The 18401-nt window shown below is 48.1% G+C and carries 12 protein-coding genes; 2 read left to right on the forward strand and 10 right to left on the reverse strand.

What is annotated here, in order from left to right:
* Window positions 1-14: 14 nt before the first annotated feature.
* The 7 genes from D5067_RS20190 to D5067_RS20220 form a co-directional block, all read right to left on the reverse strand.
* Window positions 15-296 carry an acyl carrier protein gene (locus tag D5067_RS20190; protein WP_125914340.1) on the reverse strand — a complete coding sequence of 94 codons (282 nt, stop codon included), beginning with the start codon at window positions 294-296 and terminating at the stop codon, window positions 15-17.
* A gap of 11 nt (window positions 297-307) precedes the next feature.
* Window positions 308-865 carry a hotdog family protein gene (locus D5067_RS20195; protein ID WP_119935729.1) on the reverse strand — a complete coding sequence of 186 codons (558 nt, stop codon included), beginning with the start codon at window positions 863-865 and terminating at the stop codon, window positions 308-310.
* 3 nt (window positions 866-868) lie between these two features.
* On the reverse strand, window positions 869-1624 hold the full coding sequence (locus D5067_RS20200) for an SDR family oxidoreductase (RefSeq protein WP_119935730.1): 756 nt from the start codon (window positions 1622-1624) through the stop codon (window positions 869-871).
* A gap of 20 nt (window positions 1625-1644) precedes the next feature.
* Window positions 1645-2013: a holo-ACP synthase gene (gene acpS, locus D5067_RS20205; RefSeq protein ID WP_119935731.1), complete on the reverse strand. Its 369-nt coding sequence runs from the start codon at window positions 2011-2013 to the stop codon at window positions 1645-1647.
* A gap of 17 nt (window positions 2014-2030) precedes the next feature.
* The gene (locus D5067_RS20210) at window positions 2031-3653 is read right to left on the reverse strand and encodes a ShlB/FhaC/HecB family hemolysin secretion/activation protein (protein WP_119935732.1); all 1623 of its coding nucleotides are present in this window, start codon (window positions 3651-3653) and stop codon (window positions 2031-2033) included.
* 88 nt (window positions 3654-3741) lie between these two features.
* Window positions 3742-7620 carry a two-partner secretion domain-containing protein gene (locus D5067_RS20215; protein ID WP_119935733.1) on the reverse strand — a complete coding sequence of 1293 codons (3879 nt, stop codon included), beginning with the start codon at window positions 7618-7620 and terminating at the stop codon, window positions 3742-3744.
* A 937-nt stretch (window positions 7621-8557) separates the two neighbouring features.
* On the reverse strand, window positions 8558-9031 hold the full coding sequence (locus tag D5067_RS20220; RefSeq protein ID WP_119935734.1) for a SymE family type I addiction module toxin: 474 nt from the start codon (window positions 9029-9031) through the stop codon (window positions 8558-8560).
* 446 nt (window positions 9032-9477) lie between these two features.
* On the opposite strand from D5067_RS20220, the gene D5067_RS20225 reads away from it, so the two are divergent.
* Both D5067_RS20225 and D5067_RS20230 read left to right on the forward strand, forming a co-directional pair.
* The gene (locus D5067_RS20225; protein ID WP_119935735.1) at window positions 9478-10491 is read left to right on the forward strand and encodes an HNH endonuclease; all 1014 of its coding nucleotides are present in this window, start codon (window positions 9478-9480) and stop codon (window positions 10489-10491) included.
* Window positions 10491-11075 carry a class I SAM-dependent methyltransferase gene (locus D5067_RS20230; RefSeq protein WP_119935736.1) on the forward strand — a complete coding sequence of 195 codons (585 nt, stop codon included), beginning with the start codon at window positions 10491-10493 and terminating at the stop codon, window positions 11073-11075. Before D5067_RS20225 ends, D5067_RS20230 begins: the two co-directional genes overlap by 1 nt.
* Window positions 11076-11370: 295 nt before the next feature.
* Here the strand turns inward: D5067_RS20230 and D5067_RS20235 are convergent, their stop codons facing one another.
* The 3 genes from D5067_RS20235 to D5067_RS20245 form a co-directional block, all read right to left on the reverse strand.
* The gene (locus D5067_RS20235) at window positions 11371-14889 is read right to left on the reverse strand and encodes an AAA domain-containing protein (RefSeq protein WP_119935738.1); all 3519 of its coding nucleotides are present in this window, start codon (window positions 14887-14889) and stop codon (window positions 11371-11373) included.
* Window positions 14890-15091: 202 nt separating this feature from the next.
* Window positions 15092-16000, reverse strand: a complete 909-nt coding sequence (locus tag D5067_RS20240; protein WP_119935739.1) for an HNH endonuclease family protein — start codon at window positions 15998-16000, stop codon at window positions 15092-15094.
* A gap of 2 nt (window positions 16001-16002) precedes the next feature.
* Window positions 16003-18156: an AAA family ATPase gene (locus D5067_RS20245; protein ID WP_119935740.1), complete on the reverse strand. Its 2154-nt coding sequence runs from the start codon at window positions 18154-18156 to the stop codon at window positions 16003-16005.
* Between the last annotated feature and the right edge of the window lie 245 nt (window positions 18157-18401).

Genomic DNA, 18401 nt, shown 5'->3' on the forward strand with positions numbered 1-18401 from the left:
GTCAAAAGGGTGAATTACGCGTTTAGCTTCTGAATAATAAAGGTGGCGAGGCTGTTGATGCTTCTCATATAAGAAGGGTCATCACTTTCACCGACCTTAATGCCGAACACTTTATCCAACATCACCACAATTTCCGTCGCATCGACGGAATCAAGTTTTAATCCGTTGCCAAACAGCGCAGTGTCATCGTCAATCTGCGACTCTTCGCGCTGAATATTCAAACGCTGAATAATTTCCTGTTTGATTTTACGCAGCACATCCTTGCGTTGCTGAATTGCGTCGTTCATCGTTGACATGGTTTTTTCTCTCACAGAGGTTGTTTAGTTTCGCGATAATTAATAATGGTGCCGTGGCTTATCAGCCTCTTGCCTACGTATGCCGACACGGAGTAGTGTTTAAAGCCGTTGGCATCAGAAAAGGCTAACTTGCTCGTGACCTCAATCGAGTCACCGGGGTAAGCGATATCCTTAAATTTCAGGTTTTGTGCGGCCAGCACGCCGCGCACCTGGGCACGCCGCTCGCGGATAATCGCCAGCATCTCGTCAGTCGTAATATGGGCATGAATGTCGCGCAGGGACTTCAGCGTCTCATGACACCGGGCCTCATAAATGTCGCAAATATCGGTTAAAAATGAGAGATACTCGCTGGCCTGACCAAATATTTCAGCAATGATCACCCCCGGCATAATGGGGTCGTCAGGAAAATGCCCCAGCAGATAAGGCTCGTTATAGGCGACATGTTTCGTCACTTTCACAAAGCCATTCTCACCGTATTTAAAATCGTCGATACGATCGACCATCAGCAGCGGCTGGCGCCAGCCGCCCATTTCCAGAAAGATCTTTGCGGGAATAACGTATCTGGACATAGATCACCGCATTACCAGGCCACCATCGATAACGATGGTTTGGCCGACGATGTAGCTGGAAGCGGAAGAGCTTAGGTAAACGATCGTGTTCGCCACTTCCTCGCATTTTCCCAAACGACGCAGCGGAATGGTGCTGACCACCCCACGCACCACCGTACGGGAGACCTTTTTCACCATTTTTGACTCAATCATTCCCGGCGCGACGGCATTGACGCGAACTCCATAGCCTGCAAGCTCTGCGGCCAGGGTGCGGGTAAAGCCGAGGAGCGCGCCCTTGGAAGCACTGTAGTTCACCTGTCCTACACTCGGGATCAGGGCGGCAATAGAGGCAACATTAACTATCGTCGGGCTTTCCGCAGAGCGCAGCAGCATCAGCGACTCTTTGATCAGGCGGAATGTGCTGAACATATTAACGTCCATGACCTGGCTAAAATCCGCGAAGCTCATCGACGCAAACAGGCTGTCTTTTACGACCCCGGCGTTATTCACCAGAACGTCGAGTTTTCCTGCCTTTTCCGCGAGATGGGCGCAGAGCGCAGCCACGTCCTGCGGCTCGGCAAGATCGCACTGAATGAGCGAAAGTTTTGCCCCGGCCGGATGGTGCTCTTTTAACTCCGCTAGCGGCGCAGCATTGGATTTATACAGGGCAAAAACGTCACAATCCTGATCCAGAAACGTTGCGCAGATCGCCAGGCCAATATCCCCGCTGGCGCCGGTGACAAGTACCGTTTTTTGCTTAAGGTCGTTATATTGATACATAGCATTCACAAATAATTTGATTAATAAAGTATGACAATCGCTATCGCATGGGTCTGGCAATGTGAAATAGTCAGTGAGGTGTTTACGCATCCTTTTTCTGCCAGCAGCTTTTTTATCCGCTCGCTGAAAATAAAATGGGGACAACCGTAATCGTCGTGCGTCACTTCAATATCATGAAACGTGATTCCGTTCCGGTAACCGCAGCCAAGCGCCTTTACCGCCGCCTCTTTTGCCGCCCAGAAACCGGCCGCGCGTTCGACGTTAAGATCGTCAAGGTTAATCTTTATCAATTCCTCCCCGGTATACACCCGAGACAGGAAATCTATTTTCCCGTTGTCTATCGCACGATTAATTCGCGTCACCTCAACAATATCCGTACCGATGCGCATAATGGCTTTCATCCTTGCTAGAGCTGATATGAAATGGAGAAGTTAACGTTAAGCTTATCGACGTCCATGCTGCCCGGGTATTTTACGGGTGCTGACAGGGAAGTATCCCAGGTCAGGCTTTTTAGATTGCCTTGCATACCCACGGCGGAGCCTGCGAGAAATTCATCGCCATATACGCTGTCCTTTTTTATCTGCCCAATATCGAACCCGACATAGTAACTGGCATTAATAAAGCCCACCGGATGATAGAGCGTATTTTGCAGGTAATAGCCGCTGTTACCGTTCAGGCCCACGCTATTTTCAAACCCACGCACGTTCCAGCGTTCTCCCAGGGTCATCTGATCCTGTAAGGTGAGATCTCGCGGCGCGTACTGAGCATAAAACGTGGCGCTATAAATGCTGTTTCCGAGCTGGCGCGAATAGCTGCTCTCCAGATTGAAAAGCTGGCTGACCGGGCTGACGTCGCCATACACCATATCCGGCGTCTTATCAGCGCCAAACCAGGTAATAAAACGCTGCCACGACAGCGTCGAGTCCCAGTAGGCATTATTCAGCTGCTGTTTATAGTTAACCCCCAGCCTGACGTTATCCATATTGCGTTTTTGCAATACCAGTTCCTGACCGTCAATTTTATACCCGGACTTGCGGCGAATAAGCTCCGCATTCCCGGTCACCTTGCGGGTTTTATCCCGGTATACCGTACGCGATGCTTTTGCGCTCCAGTAATCACTCTTACCCACATACTCCACTGAGGAATAGTTCAGCGGAATGGTCTGGCGCGACGTGCTGCTGCTGTAAAAAACCGAATAGTTCCAGTACCCCACGGGAAAAGCGTAGTAACCACTTACACTCTCATATTGGCCTGTAGTACTGCGCGTCCCGGCCAGATAAAACAGGTCGCTCAACCGGGCTGTGTTGTATAAATAGCCCACCGCCGAGGTCAAATACCGCCCTGTCTGTTTGTCCCCCCAGTTGCTGTAGCTCGCTCTCAGGTTCCAGTTTTTTGTGCGCTCGGTTGTGATGTGCACGATGCTGTAGCCATGCCGGGTACCGGGTTCGATATTGATTTTCACATTGGCATTTGGTACCTGCTGGAGGTTCTCCAGCCCCTGCTCAATATCACGAATATTGAGGATATCTTCTTTCTTAAACGGCAATATCCACGGGTTAACATCATCGCCATCAACATGGATCTTTTCGATTTTTCCGGCCTCAACGTTAAGCGTCAGGATACCGGAAGCAATATTTTGTGAAGGCAGCGTAATGCGGGTGGTGATATAGCCCGCGTTGATATAATAATCCTGCAGCGCGTTTGCTATCTTCACTACGCCAACGCTCCCGACGCAGCGACCAAGGATCTCTTTTTTAATCGCCCGGTCGGTTTTATGCTTCAGAAAATCGTTTTCAAGCTTCAGCGTATTAATCGTAAAACAGTTTTCTTCTTCCGGCAGATTGTCCAGCCGGAACACTTTGCGATCGGTACTGGAATACACATCCTGGCGCTGCACTTTCTGTTCTTTGAATGCGCTTAAATCGGCATTATGCTGCTGCTTAATAAGATGATTAATATCATCCTCAGCATTGGCACAGGCAGCGACCAACAGTAGCGACAGCCACAAGATTTTAAATCGTAATTCCATTTACTGTCTCAAAAAGAAAGGCAGCAGGGTCTCATTCTGACCTGGTGTTAACAGAAGATAGCTGCTGCCTTATGTTACGGCTTAAACATTAAATACCCACGATAGTCCCGGTATTGGTGACTTTATTGGCGTTCAATTCCAGACCTGCTAACCCACCTAATACAGCGTCTTTACCGCTGTTGGTCACATTATTCGCCGTGACGTTCGCAACGCCGTAGCTGAGCATGTTCAGGTAGTTATAGATATTGCCGGAGGTTTTTGCCGTCAGGGTGTAATCACCGACAATATTGCCGCGGTTGTTAATGTCATTGACCGCATTAATGGCGATATTCTGCGCGAGAATATTGCTTTTAGCGTTGTTGGTAACGTGTCTCTGCGTATCAATATTCACGCTCGTTCCCGCGACGATGTCCTGGAAGTTTTCAACCCCGTTCTGGGCATTAATCGCCAGCGCATTATCTGCGGAGATCGTGTTACGGTTGTACAGCACACCTTTCAGGACGTTAACGTTCAGCGTGTCTTTGCTGCTGATCCAGCCATAGTTGGTGAAGCTGTTATCAACGTTCAGCGTTAATTTCTTATCTGACGCAATCACGCCCGTTGCCGTGTTGTTTGCCATGCTGCCATTGCTGGCGTTGTAGAGCGTGCTGGTCGTAACGTCCAGGTTACCTGCGCTCCAGGTCGTTGCATAGTTGTTGTAAAACACACCGGCAGCCTTAACGATCGCGTCCGCACCGCTGACTAACATCCCCCAGGTATTATCCAGCGTGGATTTTGCGATCAGGCTAAGCGGCCCTTTTTCGGCAATGATGCTGCTGTAGTTGTTGTACACATTCTGCGCGGAGAGCGAAACGCCTTCCGTGCCAACCATGCCGCCAGCGTCACCCGTGATGCCAAAGTAGCTGCCTAACTGAGAGACAAAATTGTTGCCATAGCGGTTTTCAATATTGCCCGCCGAGGTAACAGACAGCTTCTGGCTCGCAGCCATCATCGCGGTGTTGTTATACACCGTGGATTTTGCGTCAACGGTAACATTCTTACCGGCGATTAAGCCGTAATTGTTATCGATGGCGTTCCCCTTCAGCGTAACGTCGCCTTTTTCGGAGAGGACCGATCCTCTGTAGCTGTCAAAATTGCCCGTCAACGTCAGGTCAATGTCGTTCACGCCCGCAATCTGACCATAGTCGTTATTCAGTGCGCCGCCCGCAATGTTGACCGCGCCCGCAGAGAGGATCGTGCCGCTGTAGTTATCAATATTGCCTTTTGCCGACACAATACTGATATCGCCGTTTCCAGCAGTGATGCTTCCGCGGTTATTACCCACGTTCGCGGCCGTCGCCAGCGTCATACTGCCGTTCGCCTTGAGGGTCGCATTATTGTTGTTAATGCTGTTGGCGCTGATAGAGACATCACCTTCGCCTCTCATGGTGAGGTTATTATTCAGGTTGCCGTTCGTTTTCACGGTCAGGTCTGAATCACCCACAATATTCCCACGGTTATTAATATCGTTAACCGCGGTGATGGTGACGTTATCCCCCACCATGTTGCTGTTATTGTTGTTGGTGACGTGGCGCTGGGTGGTGATCGTCAGATCGCCGCCGGCCGCTGAGATATTTTTGAAGTTCTCCACGCCGTTCAGCGCGGAAAGGGTCAGCGATTTCTCGGCCGCGAGCGTGTTACGGTTATAGAAAACGCCTTTGAGCACGTTGACGATCGCATCGCCCTTGCTGCTGATCCAGCCGTAGTTATTGACGTTGTTATTCACATTCAGAACAAGATCGTTATCTGAAGCAATAATCCCCGTCGCGTTGTTATCAATTAACGTACCGTTGCTGTAGTTCTCCAGCGAAACGGTATCGATATTCAGATTGCCCGCGGCGTAGGTCGTCGCGTAGTTGTTATAGAACACCCCACCGGCTTTGAGGGTGGCATCCGTCCCGCTCATCAGTAACGCACGGGTGTTATCAATATTCCCTTTTGCCTGCACGGCCAGCGGGCCATTCTCAGCGACGATGCGGCTGGTATTGTTGTAAATATTGTTTCCGGTAAGCGAAATACCCTCTTTACCGATCATGCCGCCTTTTTGCTGAGGCATCCCGAAATAGAGACCAAATGCGCTACCGAAATTATCACCGTTACGGTTATCGATAGTGTTATTGGCCTTCACGGTGAGAGCTTTACTTGCAACGATCATCGCGGTGTTGTTATTCACGTCGCCATTGGCTTCGATGCCAATATTTTGCCCCATCATAAAGCCACCGTAGTTATTTACGGTATTGGCACCCAGCGCGATATCCCCCTCTTCAGAGCTGATAACGCCGATGTAGTTGGTGATGTTGCCCGTGGTCGATACGCTGACGCCGCCTTTACCCGAGAGGCCGCCGTTGTCGTTCCGCAGGGAGCTGCCTTTCGCGATCACTTTGGCAGACGAGTTCAACTTGCCCGCGTAGTTATCAATGGCGCCGTTGCTTTCCAGGGAGATATCGCCATTCGACGCCATCTGCCCGCCATTGTTATTGATGCTGTTCGCCGCAATCTGCACGCCCTTCTCGGCAATAATCCCTAAGGAGTCATTGCTGGAGGTATCAGCCGTTTTGGTCGAACCATTGCTCACCGCGCCTTTAGCGGAGATTTTGGTAGTACCGCCAGCAGAACGGAGCAAACCGCGGGTGTTATCGACGTTGCCGGCACTGATTACGTCAACGTTGCCGAGAGAATCGACCAGCCCGCTGTTGTTGTTAAGGGCAGTGGATTCCAGACCAACATACCCGCCCTTAATCTGACCGTTGCTGTTGTTCAGGGTGCCGGTTTTCAGCGCCACGATACCCGCTTCGATACCCACAGTGTTGCCTTTGCCTGAGTTGGTCAGGGTAGCGTTATTGGTATCAACCGCCAGCGTCCCCGCCGAGGCCATTTTGCCGTTGGTGTTATCGATAGCACCGCTGTTGATATACAGATCGCCGGAGGTGGAGATATTGCCCGCGCGGGTATTCACCAGGCTGTTTTTATTGGTATCCAGCGCGATAGATCCCGTGGCAGCGATGGCGCCCGTGGTGTTATTGAGCGCACCGTTGGTCTTGATATTAATCTGACCGGAGGTTTCAATTCGTGCATTGCTGTTCAGCAGCTGACCCTTCGAGTCGATGTTGACGCCGCCATCACCCGCCGAAAGCAGGCCCAGGTTGCGCACGCCCACGCCGTTTTCCGTGCTAACCAGGTTGATTTTTTTGGCGTACATGCCGCCAAGGGCAGCCACGTCAATGCTGTTGGTGTTACGTGAACCGGTTGCAGTCACGGTGCCGGTCGCCTGGCCCGCCGAGTTAACATAGTTATTTCCTGCCACCACGTTCAGTTCACCGGCGGAGACCTTGTCGGTGACAACGACGTTACGGGCCAGAATGTCCGTCGGACTGGTCGTACTCATTTGTCCAAGGGTGATGGTGCCGCCGTTAACGGAATAACCCGCCACCTGGCCGTCCTTAACATCAGGCGTGCCGGTCGTCAGCGTCAGCTTGCCGGTATTGATCGTCCCGCCGCCGCTCACGGTGATGCCGTTAGGGTTGGCAATAATTAAGTCTGCTTTATCGCCTGCAATTTCCATCATGCCGTTGATGGCCGAGGCATTTTTAGACGTCACTTCATTAAGAATGACTTTCGCCGACCCAGAGGTCAGGTTGCTGTTACCCTGAACGTTACCGCCGAGGGTGGTGTTAGCGCCGGTAGCGCTGTTATTGAAAATCACACCATTCTTGCCAACGTTTAGCTTATCGTAAACGTTATGAGAAAGGCCTTTGTCGTTGGCGGTATTGATATTAATGACAGGTACGTTGTTCGCTGACCCGACAACACCATTTTTAATACTGATGTCTGCGGCCTGCGCGACGATTGGCAGCGCCAACAGTACCGCAGCTGCAACCGGGTGCCACTTCATGTCGAAGCGCGGGGTGCTATTTTTTTTACTATTCATAATAAGCTACTCTTATAACGGAATAATTATATCCATGTTTGAATGTGACATCTCTACGCTAAATCACTCATTCATTTCCCTTGACGAATAAACCTCCTTTTCTCCCTTTGTGTATAATTCAGAATTGTAGAGTTAGTATTGAACATAGTTTTGAACCTGCTGGCTCAGTGTTGTCTTCACCTTGCCTGACGCCATTAGCCTATCGTCAGAGAAGATGAATGCGTTCCCCTGAATCGGAAAACATCACCAGCCAGGATTATCCGTCATAAGTATTAAGCGCACGCGTCGATACAAGCATATAACGCCCAGCCGGTCGTCATATTCTTAAATACAGCCATATGTCGCTTAATGCTATAAAATAGCAGCGTGAATATACCCCGCCCGGCTTAACCTGCCGCGGCATTGACACTTCTTTCGCGGGCGGCCGCACCCGTCACATTCTGCATGCAGATTTATGACCTGCGTAAATACTATTATTACAAATTGCAACAACCATTTTGAAGATCATTCTAGCGCCTTTTCCTGAATTGGCAACATTCATACATTGATATTTTCAGCAAAAAACAATCAGCCACAACAAATAACACAGGACATTTCTTATATTTTTATAAGGTATAAACTTAATTCAAGCGCAGTGCCTTAATAAAATGATTTAACCACCCCATAAAGCAGCAGGAATATACTGAGAAAAAAACCGTTAAAAACGACATGTTCGCGTATATTTTACATTGCGTATAGCGCCCGAGAATAATCTTATTGAGAATTTGCCGATGGCCATCGTTCACGCGGATTGACTGCCGTGAAGCCGGACTGAATGGCGGAGTAAGAAAAATCGCTTGTTCTATGAGGCTCAGGTATGGATGGCGAATACGGACATGCGCACGCATGCCCGTACAGAAAACTCAGTAACACGATCGGTGAAGCGGCACGCCTGAAGCTACGCTTTTACCGCCTGCCCGCTCCCGCGTTTAACCCTCGGTATATCGCCTGTATCATTCAGCGCACCCGGAAACGTCTTCAGCCACTGCGCGACTTTCTGTTTATTAATATTCACCACGCTCATACCTTCCAGGCATCCCCATAATTCTCTTGTATGCTGCGGCGTAATCACAATGCAGTCTTTCATGGCGCGGATTTTTACGGGCATGCCGTCGATAAAGCCTGCACGGGTTAACCAGTCGCCGCCCAGAAGAAGGTATTTCATGTCTATGCGCGCGTACAGTTCGCAGCAGGCGGCACTGTCCTGCGGCGTTTCCGCGCGGGGATGGACGGGTGCCGCGTTGGGCTGTTTGCCGTGAAGACGGCGGGCGCTGTTTTTGCGTACCAGCTCGCGGTTTTCAATCATGCCGGTGAAAGCGTCTGATTCTGTTTTGCAAACAATAAACTCTGGCTTAAAATTCGTCGCAGCCATATACAACTCCTATCAAGTTGGTTGTGGTTAGCGGTATGGGGGTGTTGCAGCACCTTCATATCGCGAATTCTTCTTTAAATATTCTTCGATACTTCCTTTGCCGTTCGGCGTAATTTCTGGTGCTCATTATACAGGGCTGAATATAAATACAGCGGTTTGGTGTGGGGTAAATTTGGAATTTGCGAGGGGGATTCAGGAAAAGGGTTTTAATTCGAGAAATGACAACGCTTCGGCTGTAAACCTGTTCAACTCACCTCTTCCAGATATTTGTTCGTTAGTAAACCTGCGTTAATACCGTATCGGTTGTCCCGATAACTTCCTCTCTGACCTCTCAAAAATTCATCAAATCTATAGATTAACGATTTACATCACCCTGATTTTGTTATGTGATCCTGTTACAGGCTTTAGTAACGCCCTGCCCAGCCAACCGTAACAGGACTTCATAGATGGAATTTTATCAGGCCGATCCGATGCTTGAGAACTACTGGCGTGGTGTGATCCTCTTTGGAAGGAACGTCGCATCTTACAAATTTGCGCTGGCGTCAGCGTTGTATGAAGTGGATAAGACGGGCAGCGATTTGATTACGCTCGACCGGCTTGCCGTGCCGTACAGCAGCTACATTTGCGAGCACCTGAAGCATGCGCCAAAGCAGATCACCTCCCGCAGCAGTCAATTTCTGGAAACCTGCCTGAAGTTCAACAGAGGTGAAATCACCCACGCTCAGCTCATTGAAGCGACGGTGCGCCTTGGCTTTAACAACGTGATTGATGCCTTTCATTACGTGAACCAGGGCGAGATCGATAAACGGTTTTTCCTTGATGAGCGTAAAACCCACAGCGGGATCCGCCTGACGGATAACTTCTATTTACTGGGCGAACGCCTGCAGTATAAAAACCTCGCTTTTGAAACCAATGCTCGCTGGAACCTGGTGGAACAGGCATGGTCGATGGGGATTTCACGTAACCTTGTTGGCGTGGAGTTCGACGAAGATAATCAGCTACTGTTCACGAAGGTGAACGCGCGTCGCGTAAACATCACCAGCTGTCGCGATAGCCTGAATGGTTACCAGAAAGGACGGTGTTTTTACTGCTTCAAACCCATCAGCCTGGTACCGGGAGATGCAGAACTGGCGGACGTCGACCACTTTATTCCCTGGGCTTCCCGCAAAGAAGTGAGCAATATTAACGGGGTATGGAACTTAGTGCTGGCCTGCCGGTGCTGTAACCGTGGCGTCGAAGGCAAGTCTGCACGCATTCCCGACCTCAGGCTCCTGCAGCGGTTACACACCCGCAATGAGTATTTTATTCAGAGCAAGCTGCCGTTACATGAGACGATTGTTCTACAGACAGGGCAGCGTCCTGAAGCACGGAAAAGCTTTCTGCAGCGTAACTGGCAGGCCGCGCTGGACAAACTTATCCATACCTGGCAACCCAACGCGGAAGGCGAGGAAACGTTTTAATGACACTTCACTACTATCAGAACCACGCGCAGGATTTCTTCGATGGCACGGTCAATGTCGATATGACCTCGCTATACGAGGCCTTTACCCAACATCTGCCTCTCGTTGCCCAGGTTCTGGATGCTGGGTGCGGTTCTGGCCGGGATGCAAAAGCCTTTCATGAGATGGGTTATCAGGTGGATGCTTTTGATGCCTCTTCCGCGATGGTGGAACTGGCAAAGCAACATACCGGGTTACCCGTGCAGTTGATGACATTTTCAGAGATCGACGGTAAAGCACAGTACGACGGGATCTGGTGCTGTGCCTCTTTGCTGCATGTCCCCTCTTCTGGGTTACCTGCGGTGATGCAGAAGCTTGCGGATGCGCTTAAGCCTGGCGGCGTCTGGTATGTGTCCTTTAAGTATGGCAACGGTGAGCGGGTGCAGGGTGAAAGACGGTTTACGGATCTGGATGAAGAGGGGTTGCGGGAGTTGCTGAAGGCGGTTCCGGGGATTGAGATAGCTTCGCTTTGGACGACTCAGGATAACCGCCCGGACAGAGATGAGACATGGCTGAATGGAATATTACGAAAAAACGCCGCTTGATCGTCAGGCGGTGCTAATCGACACGGATTATCTCGATGCGGTTTTCATCATCGCCAGCATGATTCTGTTGATGTCTTCAGTGCGCGGGCCACGCCTGATTTCCCAGTTAGAGAACATTCCAACGCCTCTGTATAGACAATTTCTCCGTCGAACACGTCGAATAGTTCTCCAGCCTTTATCTTTCTTATGCTGCTCATACTTACATCTCCACGAGCAGTACACGGTAAAAATCTGTCAGAGCGTCAGGCCTGAACACCCAATAACGTATCGGTGTGCTCAGGCACTTGATACTGTTTTATAACTGCCGCTGCTCAAGGCTGGAATAAATCGTTTTGATCTCCGATTTTAAGCTATCACCGCGATAGACCATCGATGTGTCATAGCGCTGGTATCTTTCCTCTCGCGCGGCGCTAAACCAGTTAAAGGAACCAACGCAGAGTAGTCCCTCATCGCCAATCACAATCTTACTGTGAACACGGTTGACCAACTTCGTCGTGATGCCCATTTCATTCAACCTTTCCAGGGCTTCATTCAGGCGCTGATGTTTCTCTTTTCGCTTTTCAAAATCTGCATGCTCTGTATTAAACGTTTTATCCGTTACTACAGTGATATCAATGCCACGGGCGCGCGCCTGAGACATCGACGCCAGAAAACCTGTCTGTTCCAGCTTTTGCCAGGTGAGCCACGGGGAAACGATAGTAATGCTCTGATTAATGGCGTCAAAAGTCTGGTTCAGAAACGCATCATGTTGATCCACCCCGTGCAGGGTTGAAATCTGCGTTTGCGAGGTACTTAAATCCTGGCGCTCCTGAAACTCAAACTGCAACGCATTATCAGTGGAAGCAAACAGGTATTTTGCCAGCAGTCCCCGAGGTGAAGAACCGGGTTGGATCTCAAACAGATCCATATCGCCAAAGACCAGGAAGCTATCTTTCGCACGCGAAACGGCGACATTCAGCATGCTGCTGTCGCTGTCAATAAAACTGCCATCTTCATGCTTCGAATATACAGGGGAGAAAAGCACAATCGCCCTTTCCGCCCCCTGCAATGAATGGACAGTACCGACTGTCAGCGAATTTTCATCGCCACTACAATTAATATCCAGCTTACGTAATGACGATTTAATCGTACTGACTTGTGCCGAAAATGGGGTAACAACCCCCACTACTTTATGTAGAGGTTCGCCATAATGACGCTCGATTTCCTCTTTGTGCGCCGCTAGCCACACAGCGATCGTCTCTGCTTCAAAGGCGTTATAACGGCTTCCTCCACTGGCCTGCATACCTTTACCATCAATATGCAAATATCCCATTGCAGGAAATATTGTCTCTTTTTCTTCCCCTCGTTTGGGCTGCAACTTACCGTGATAGCAGAGGGTGTTACAGTAGCCAATGATGTTATCGAAACAGCGACGGTGTTCGTACAGATACATCCCCCTCGCAAAGTCCGGATCATATTGATAGCGCGAGTTAAACTGGGCGATCTTCATGACACTGCCAGATGCAGCACTCTTTCCTGAGTCACACACCAGGGCATAAGATTCGGTAAGTTCTTCTTGAGTACCACCTGGAAGGATATTCTCCTCAACCATGTTGCCGATATCAATACCGGGCAAGCTATTCCAGATAGGCGCAATCTGTTCTGTGTCACCAATCACCAGGGCTTTCTTCGCCAGTGCGAAGGAGGCTGCGGCAACCTCAGGAAGCACCTGCCCCGCTTCGTCGACAATTAGTAAATCGGCAAAGTTATATAAATAGTTATCGTCGAATTTCTTATTGCCGCCGACAAATTCGCTGGTTTTCATATGGTAAGGAAACATGAAGCACGTCATAACTACACAGGGCGTTAGCTTCATTCTACGCTGCCAGCGGGCCTTTGTACTTTTCGCACCAGTACGACCTTTTTCTTTTTGAATATTATCTATGGCAGCCATATCCATCAGCCACCGACCTTCCCAATAATGCGTCGCCAGCAAAAACATTGGGAAACGGAGCTGTGTATCGGCAAGCTCATCGGCTTCGTGCAGACTTAACTCTGTTTCGCCCGGATTCCCCAGTGAGTGAGTAATCTCGCGCCAGCGCATAGCTGCTTCGCTTTCACGTCGGGAAATGTCCTCAGCAAGATCCATTTGCTGCTGATACCCGGCCTGCTCTTTACGCGTTTGCTCAATCAGGCCATTGATAAAGGCATCAATTTCATCGGGCAGAGCGCCCTGGAATGCTGTCATTCTTTCGCCAAACGTAGCCTCTAAAAACAGCTTCATTTGATAGTGACGCTTAGTACGCACGGCGGGAAGCCAGGAGAAGAGAGCGAACATGAACGACTCACCGGCGCGATATTGTTCCCACTGTTTTTTGCCCTGCGTTAATAGCGAGATTTCATTTGTGCTATTAAGCAATATCGTTCTCTTATCCTGAATATACTGTTCGAGATCGTCACTGATGGCATGCCGCTCCTGACGGATTGCGTTCAGGTCATCCCACGCAGGCTCGATTTGCTCAAGCTCTGCAGAGAGTTCAACCAAACGCTGATGCAGGAGATCCACAACCTGTTCAGGTGAATGACATTCCTTATTCGGGAAAGCTGCCCTTGCCTTTTCAAGGAAGAAGCACCGGGCATCTTCAACATATTCAAGGGATTCAACACGGTTAAAAAATTCTTCCGTCTGGTATTTTTTTACCGCCTCGGCTCTTCGTCCAGAAGACGGGAAGTAAGCGCCAAAGCTTTTTACATCAGGTAACCAACGCCCGGCCATAGGCCCAGTGCCGGTAGCAAAATCTTTACCGAAAGCCTCGATAATGTTGGTAACGGCCTGATTGTTGGTTGATGTCGCAATCACTACCGGCGGTTCGGTTTTGTGTAAAGCCGCTCTCGCCCACTCAGTAGCAATGATTGAGAGAACCAGAGTAGTTTTCCCGGTTCCCGGAGGACCGTTCACGGCAAGAATATCGCCCGGCTGTTGAGTGAGATAATGGCTAAGGGCATCGCGCTGCGCCACAGCCAGCGGAAATTTATCACCGGAATGCCCCAGACGCTCACTGAACATGGCATTACTGGCAAGGAGCTGCTCAACAGGAAACTTATCTTTCGAGGCAAAGCGCGCCAGCAATGGCACCTCTTTTTTGCACGACAGCAGATGATCGTACATAGGCAGGATATGGATGCTGGCCCCTCCAGACTGGTTGGCTTTAATAATATAGCCATATCCAGCTGGTTCATATTGCTCAGGTGATGCGAGCCATCTGCCAGCAACATTTTTTAAAAGTTCATCTGTGTCTTTAAGATACTTTTGCCACAACTGCTGATAACGAGCATATCGTTCCACTCGTTGATCATCAGTCTCAACAAGCAGCTCATCCTCATTACTGGGACCAAAAGTAATTGAATCATGCGTGGTTTTGTACTTGTCATATTCCGCCATCTCACCAATAGAAAAGGTTCCTTTAGGGAGAGGTTCGAGCAGGTCACGGGGAATGGTGGCAGGAGATGTAGGGAATAAAAAGCCTTCGCGGTTCAACAGTGCGGAAGTCACCAGAGGCGTAACTATACCTGGTGCGCCTGCCGTACGTTCCTTGCCATGCTTTAACAGGCGGATCCATACTTGTGGACGTAGTCGTACCTCAACGGTCTTAACCTGCTCGTCTTCGCCCTCGAAGAACGATTGCACGATCTCTTCACCCAGTCTTCCCCGATCGACATCCATCCATCGCGTGAATGAATCTTCATCTTTGCGCTCAAATGCCCCTTTTCCAGACTCAGCATCAGCTAAGGTATTTCGCCAGTATGAAGTGAATCCTTGAGTATTGCTGTCCATTCCCCGTCCCATGACTTAAATAAAACTATTGATTTCGTTGATATAAAATCCTCATGGTTAAACATTGTCCACGATGCCAGTACGATCGCAAGGATTTGTTTGTATCGCTAAACATGGTGTATCACTGTACATATCGATGGCTATTTGAGGACACTCACTTAGATAATCAGCCATTGCTTTAATAACTTCTACATCTTTTAGATCATGCCAATAATCTAGTGAGTTCTTCTTTTAGAACATCCATATGTAAATCAATATATGACTTCACCATTGCAGAATATTCACGGTTAGGCTCATAGCAGGTCTGCAATGCATCAATATCGCGCCCAATCTTCGCAAGATAGCGATCTCGGGACACTCCGGGTTGCAAAGTCGTCGTGATCTCTATCAACTCATGAATACTATCCACCTGTACCGCAACAGGTTGCAATACTTCAGCTCTCCTAGTTACAAGCCCAAAACGATTCAGTCCCATAATTTCAATGCTTTTTACCCCCATCTCATCTGGGACATTCTGCACAGAATTTGCTAGCAACAGGGGAATCTTCAAATTGTTGATATGCCAGCAAAGATGGTCCTCAGGGTTATGATTACAAGGATTGATCAATAGGGGAACTTCTTGGTCTAAATCGTCTTGACTTCCCTGAGCTCGATAGATCCCAGATACAGGAAAAGCACATTCCTTGCCTGAATTTTCGGGATCATCGATGAAAACAACTGTGCCATCAGCCTGCAAAGTATAGGACTTCTGTCCGCGTCGGCGGTTACAGTCAGTGCAGGATGGAAGTAAATTCTCCCACTCCAATGCTAGCCACCAGTAACCCGGATGCCCCTGACTTTCGTTCACCTTTCCTTTCGGACGATAATGCTCAACATCCATTTTCTGGGTGCCTATGTATTTACTCTCGCAATAGGCACATTTACCGTGAAAAAGATGTTCCAAGGCTTCGACGATATCTTCTTCTTTATATCGCTTAAATTTATACGTTTTACTGGGGGCTGGTACGACTGCGTAATATCTTCGTGCAGCAATACGCTCATTATCAACAACATTACCTGCCGTGGTTAATGAGACTGGCACAGGTTGAACTGAGCGATCGATTTTAATCATTATCAATAGCCTTTTTGCTCAAGAACGTTAAGGATTGCTCTGATCGCATCCTCTTTCATATCTTTGGCTTCAGGCATCTTTCGTTTTACTGAAATTAAATACCGCGCCAATGCTTCATGGACTACTCGCTGACTAAGAGTCGTACCAAGTACAGTTATTTCACTAAGTTCTTTTTCTATATGACGAATATATTCAGCCTGATTACTTCCGTCTTTCCTGGTAATATTTCCTAGTCTCCGCTCAAGATCTGGATCATCAGTCGAGAGAAGGCCAAAATACTCAGATGTCAATAGTTGTTCCGTTCTCAACCCCTGGAATCCAGGTAAATCATCCTCCTCAGTAATTGAGTATATTTCATCACGTTTTAGCACATGAACTTCACCATCAAACATCCCTCGCAAACAAAGAGGATCATGGGTTGTAAATATGAACTGCACACCCGGCATTGCTCGCCGGAAGGCACCTACTATCTGCATTTTCCATCGGGGATGAAGATGCGTTTCAATTTCATCAATAATAACGATGCCTGATGCATATTCTAAGTTTTCCCAACGTTTTAGCATATGGCGCATAATATCAATAGCAACATAAAACAGAGCCTTATAGCCATCACTCATGTTTTCAAGAGGAGTGTTACGCTTGTGAGCATGGACCATGACATGTCTAAGTTCATTACGATAAATTATGTCATCCTGCTTTAAGGCAAGGATCTCCTTCATGGCCCTAGCCACAGATTGAAATACAATTTCATCACATTCTTGCAGCCATTTAGTTGGATTTGAAAGTAAGGCTACCGGATTGAAAAGAGTTTGGCAGATAATGCCATTTTCTTGACTGGCACGTTTAAGTGGCTTAACAAAGCGTCTAGCTCCATAGGCAAGAAAGACAATATTCTCTGCACCCTCTCCGTTGGCATTAAAATTTTCATCTATCTGAAAAACACACTTGAATCCATCATTAAATATTAATTTAATTATCGTGGGTTGGATATTATCGACCGTCCATTCACCTCTATCCCTAGAAATAAAATCGTCGTAGCTAAGGTGCAACTTTCCACGCTGAGATTCTGTCATCATTGTAAGTGCTATTGACTGAAGAATTGAGCTTTTACCTGTAGCATTTTCGCCAAGTAGCATCACGCAAGGTGCAAGAGATTTCGACTCACCATGCTTTATATTCAAGGTGAATTTATTTATCCCTTTAAAATCCCGAATTTCGATAGTTTTTAGGTGGCGGGAGGCTTTGTCCTCATCACCTATTTTTCTAGCAAGTCTATCATAATAGTCGGACGAAATTTTCAGCGCAATAGAATCTTCATATATTTCAACTGGAGTATTTATCGGATAGTCAAAATTAAAATGGTAATTCTGTAGACTATCCTTTATGAAAGACTCGATTTTAATAGTAGAATAGGTTCCTTGTCTTCTGGAGTATTCCTTTAGGAACATAGAAACAATAAAATTTGTAACACCGACAAGGCATTTATCACTTGAATGATAGCTATTGAACTCTTCAACAGATCCATTATTCTCAAAAACCATAGCGCGAACAATGCGAATTTGTTCCGCCCGAGCAAAGACGAGTTCTGACCGATTCAGATTAAAAATTAGCAGAGTGTGCTCACCTTTATCCGTTAAGGCCTGCAGCGACCCATCTGAGCTAAGTGAAAGGTGACGGAGAGGGTCATCTCGACATGGATTGATAAGTAACACTCTCTCCAATGTGTTGGCTTCTTCCCAAGTAGAAAGGACTGGAGCACGTACAGACTCCACAGGAAAATAATTTCGTTGCGCGCGGCTACACTCGGCACAAGACAAAAAAAGGTTATCCCAAATATAAGCCAACCAACCGTAAGACTCTACGCTTTCATCATCGTTTAGTCCTCTGGCATTCCCGATAGGTCGAAAATGAACAATTTCTTCGTCTCTAGGAGCTAGGTAGGTCTCGCACCAAGCACAGCAACTATGGAATGTTTTGCGTAGAGAAACACGCACGCTCTCATCATAGAAAATTTCTTTATTGACCGGGGGGCGGCTATAGCGGCGCAACTCCTCTGATTGGAGGTAATATTTTCTTAACTTGCTCACTTCTTCGACGATACGTCCTGATTTTAAAATACTAGGGGTATCGGCTTTGAGTCTTCTAATCTTTCTCATGTAATTCCTAGCAAGCTGGGCAGAGTGCGATCCGACAAAAAAATGTTCTGATGAGTATGATTTTACGCTTGTTCAACCTGGTTAAAAGTAGCGTCTTCCACAAAAATCAGAACATTGTCTCTAAGATATTCAGCCAGTTCCAATCCGTGTTGTTAAGGCTACGATGTTCTGCCGTAAATTCGTTCCAATGATACATTTTTTTAACAAATTAGCCTCTATCTTCTCAAACTCAAGAACTCAGCTTG

Origin of the sequence: Enterobacter huaxiensis, from assembly GCF_003594935.2 — a bacterium.
GTDB classification, from domain to species: Bacteria; Pseudomonadota; Gammaproteobacteria; order Enterobacterales; family Enterobacteriaceae; genus Enterobacter; species Enterobacter huaxiensis.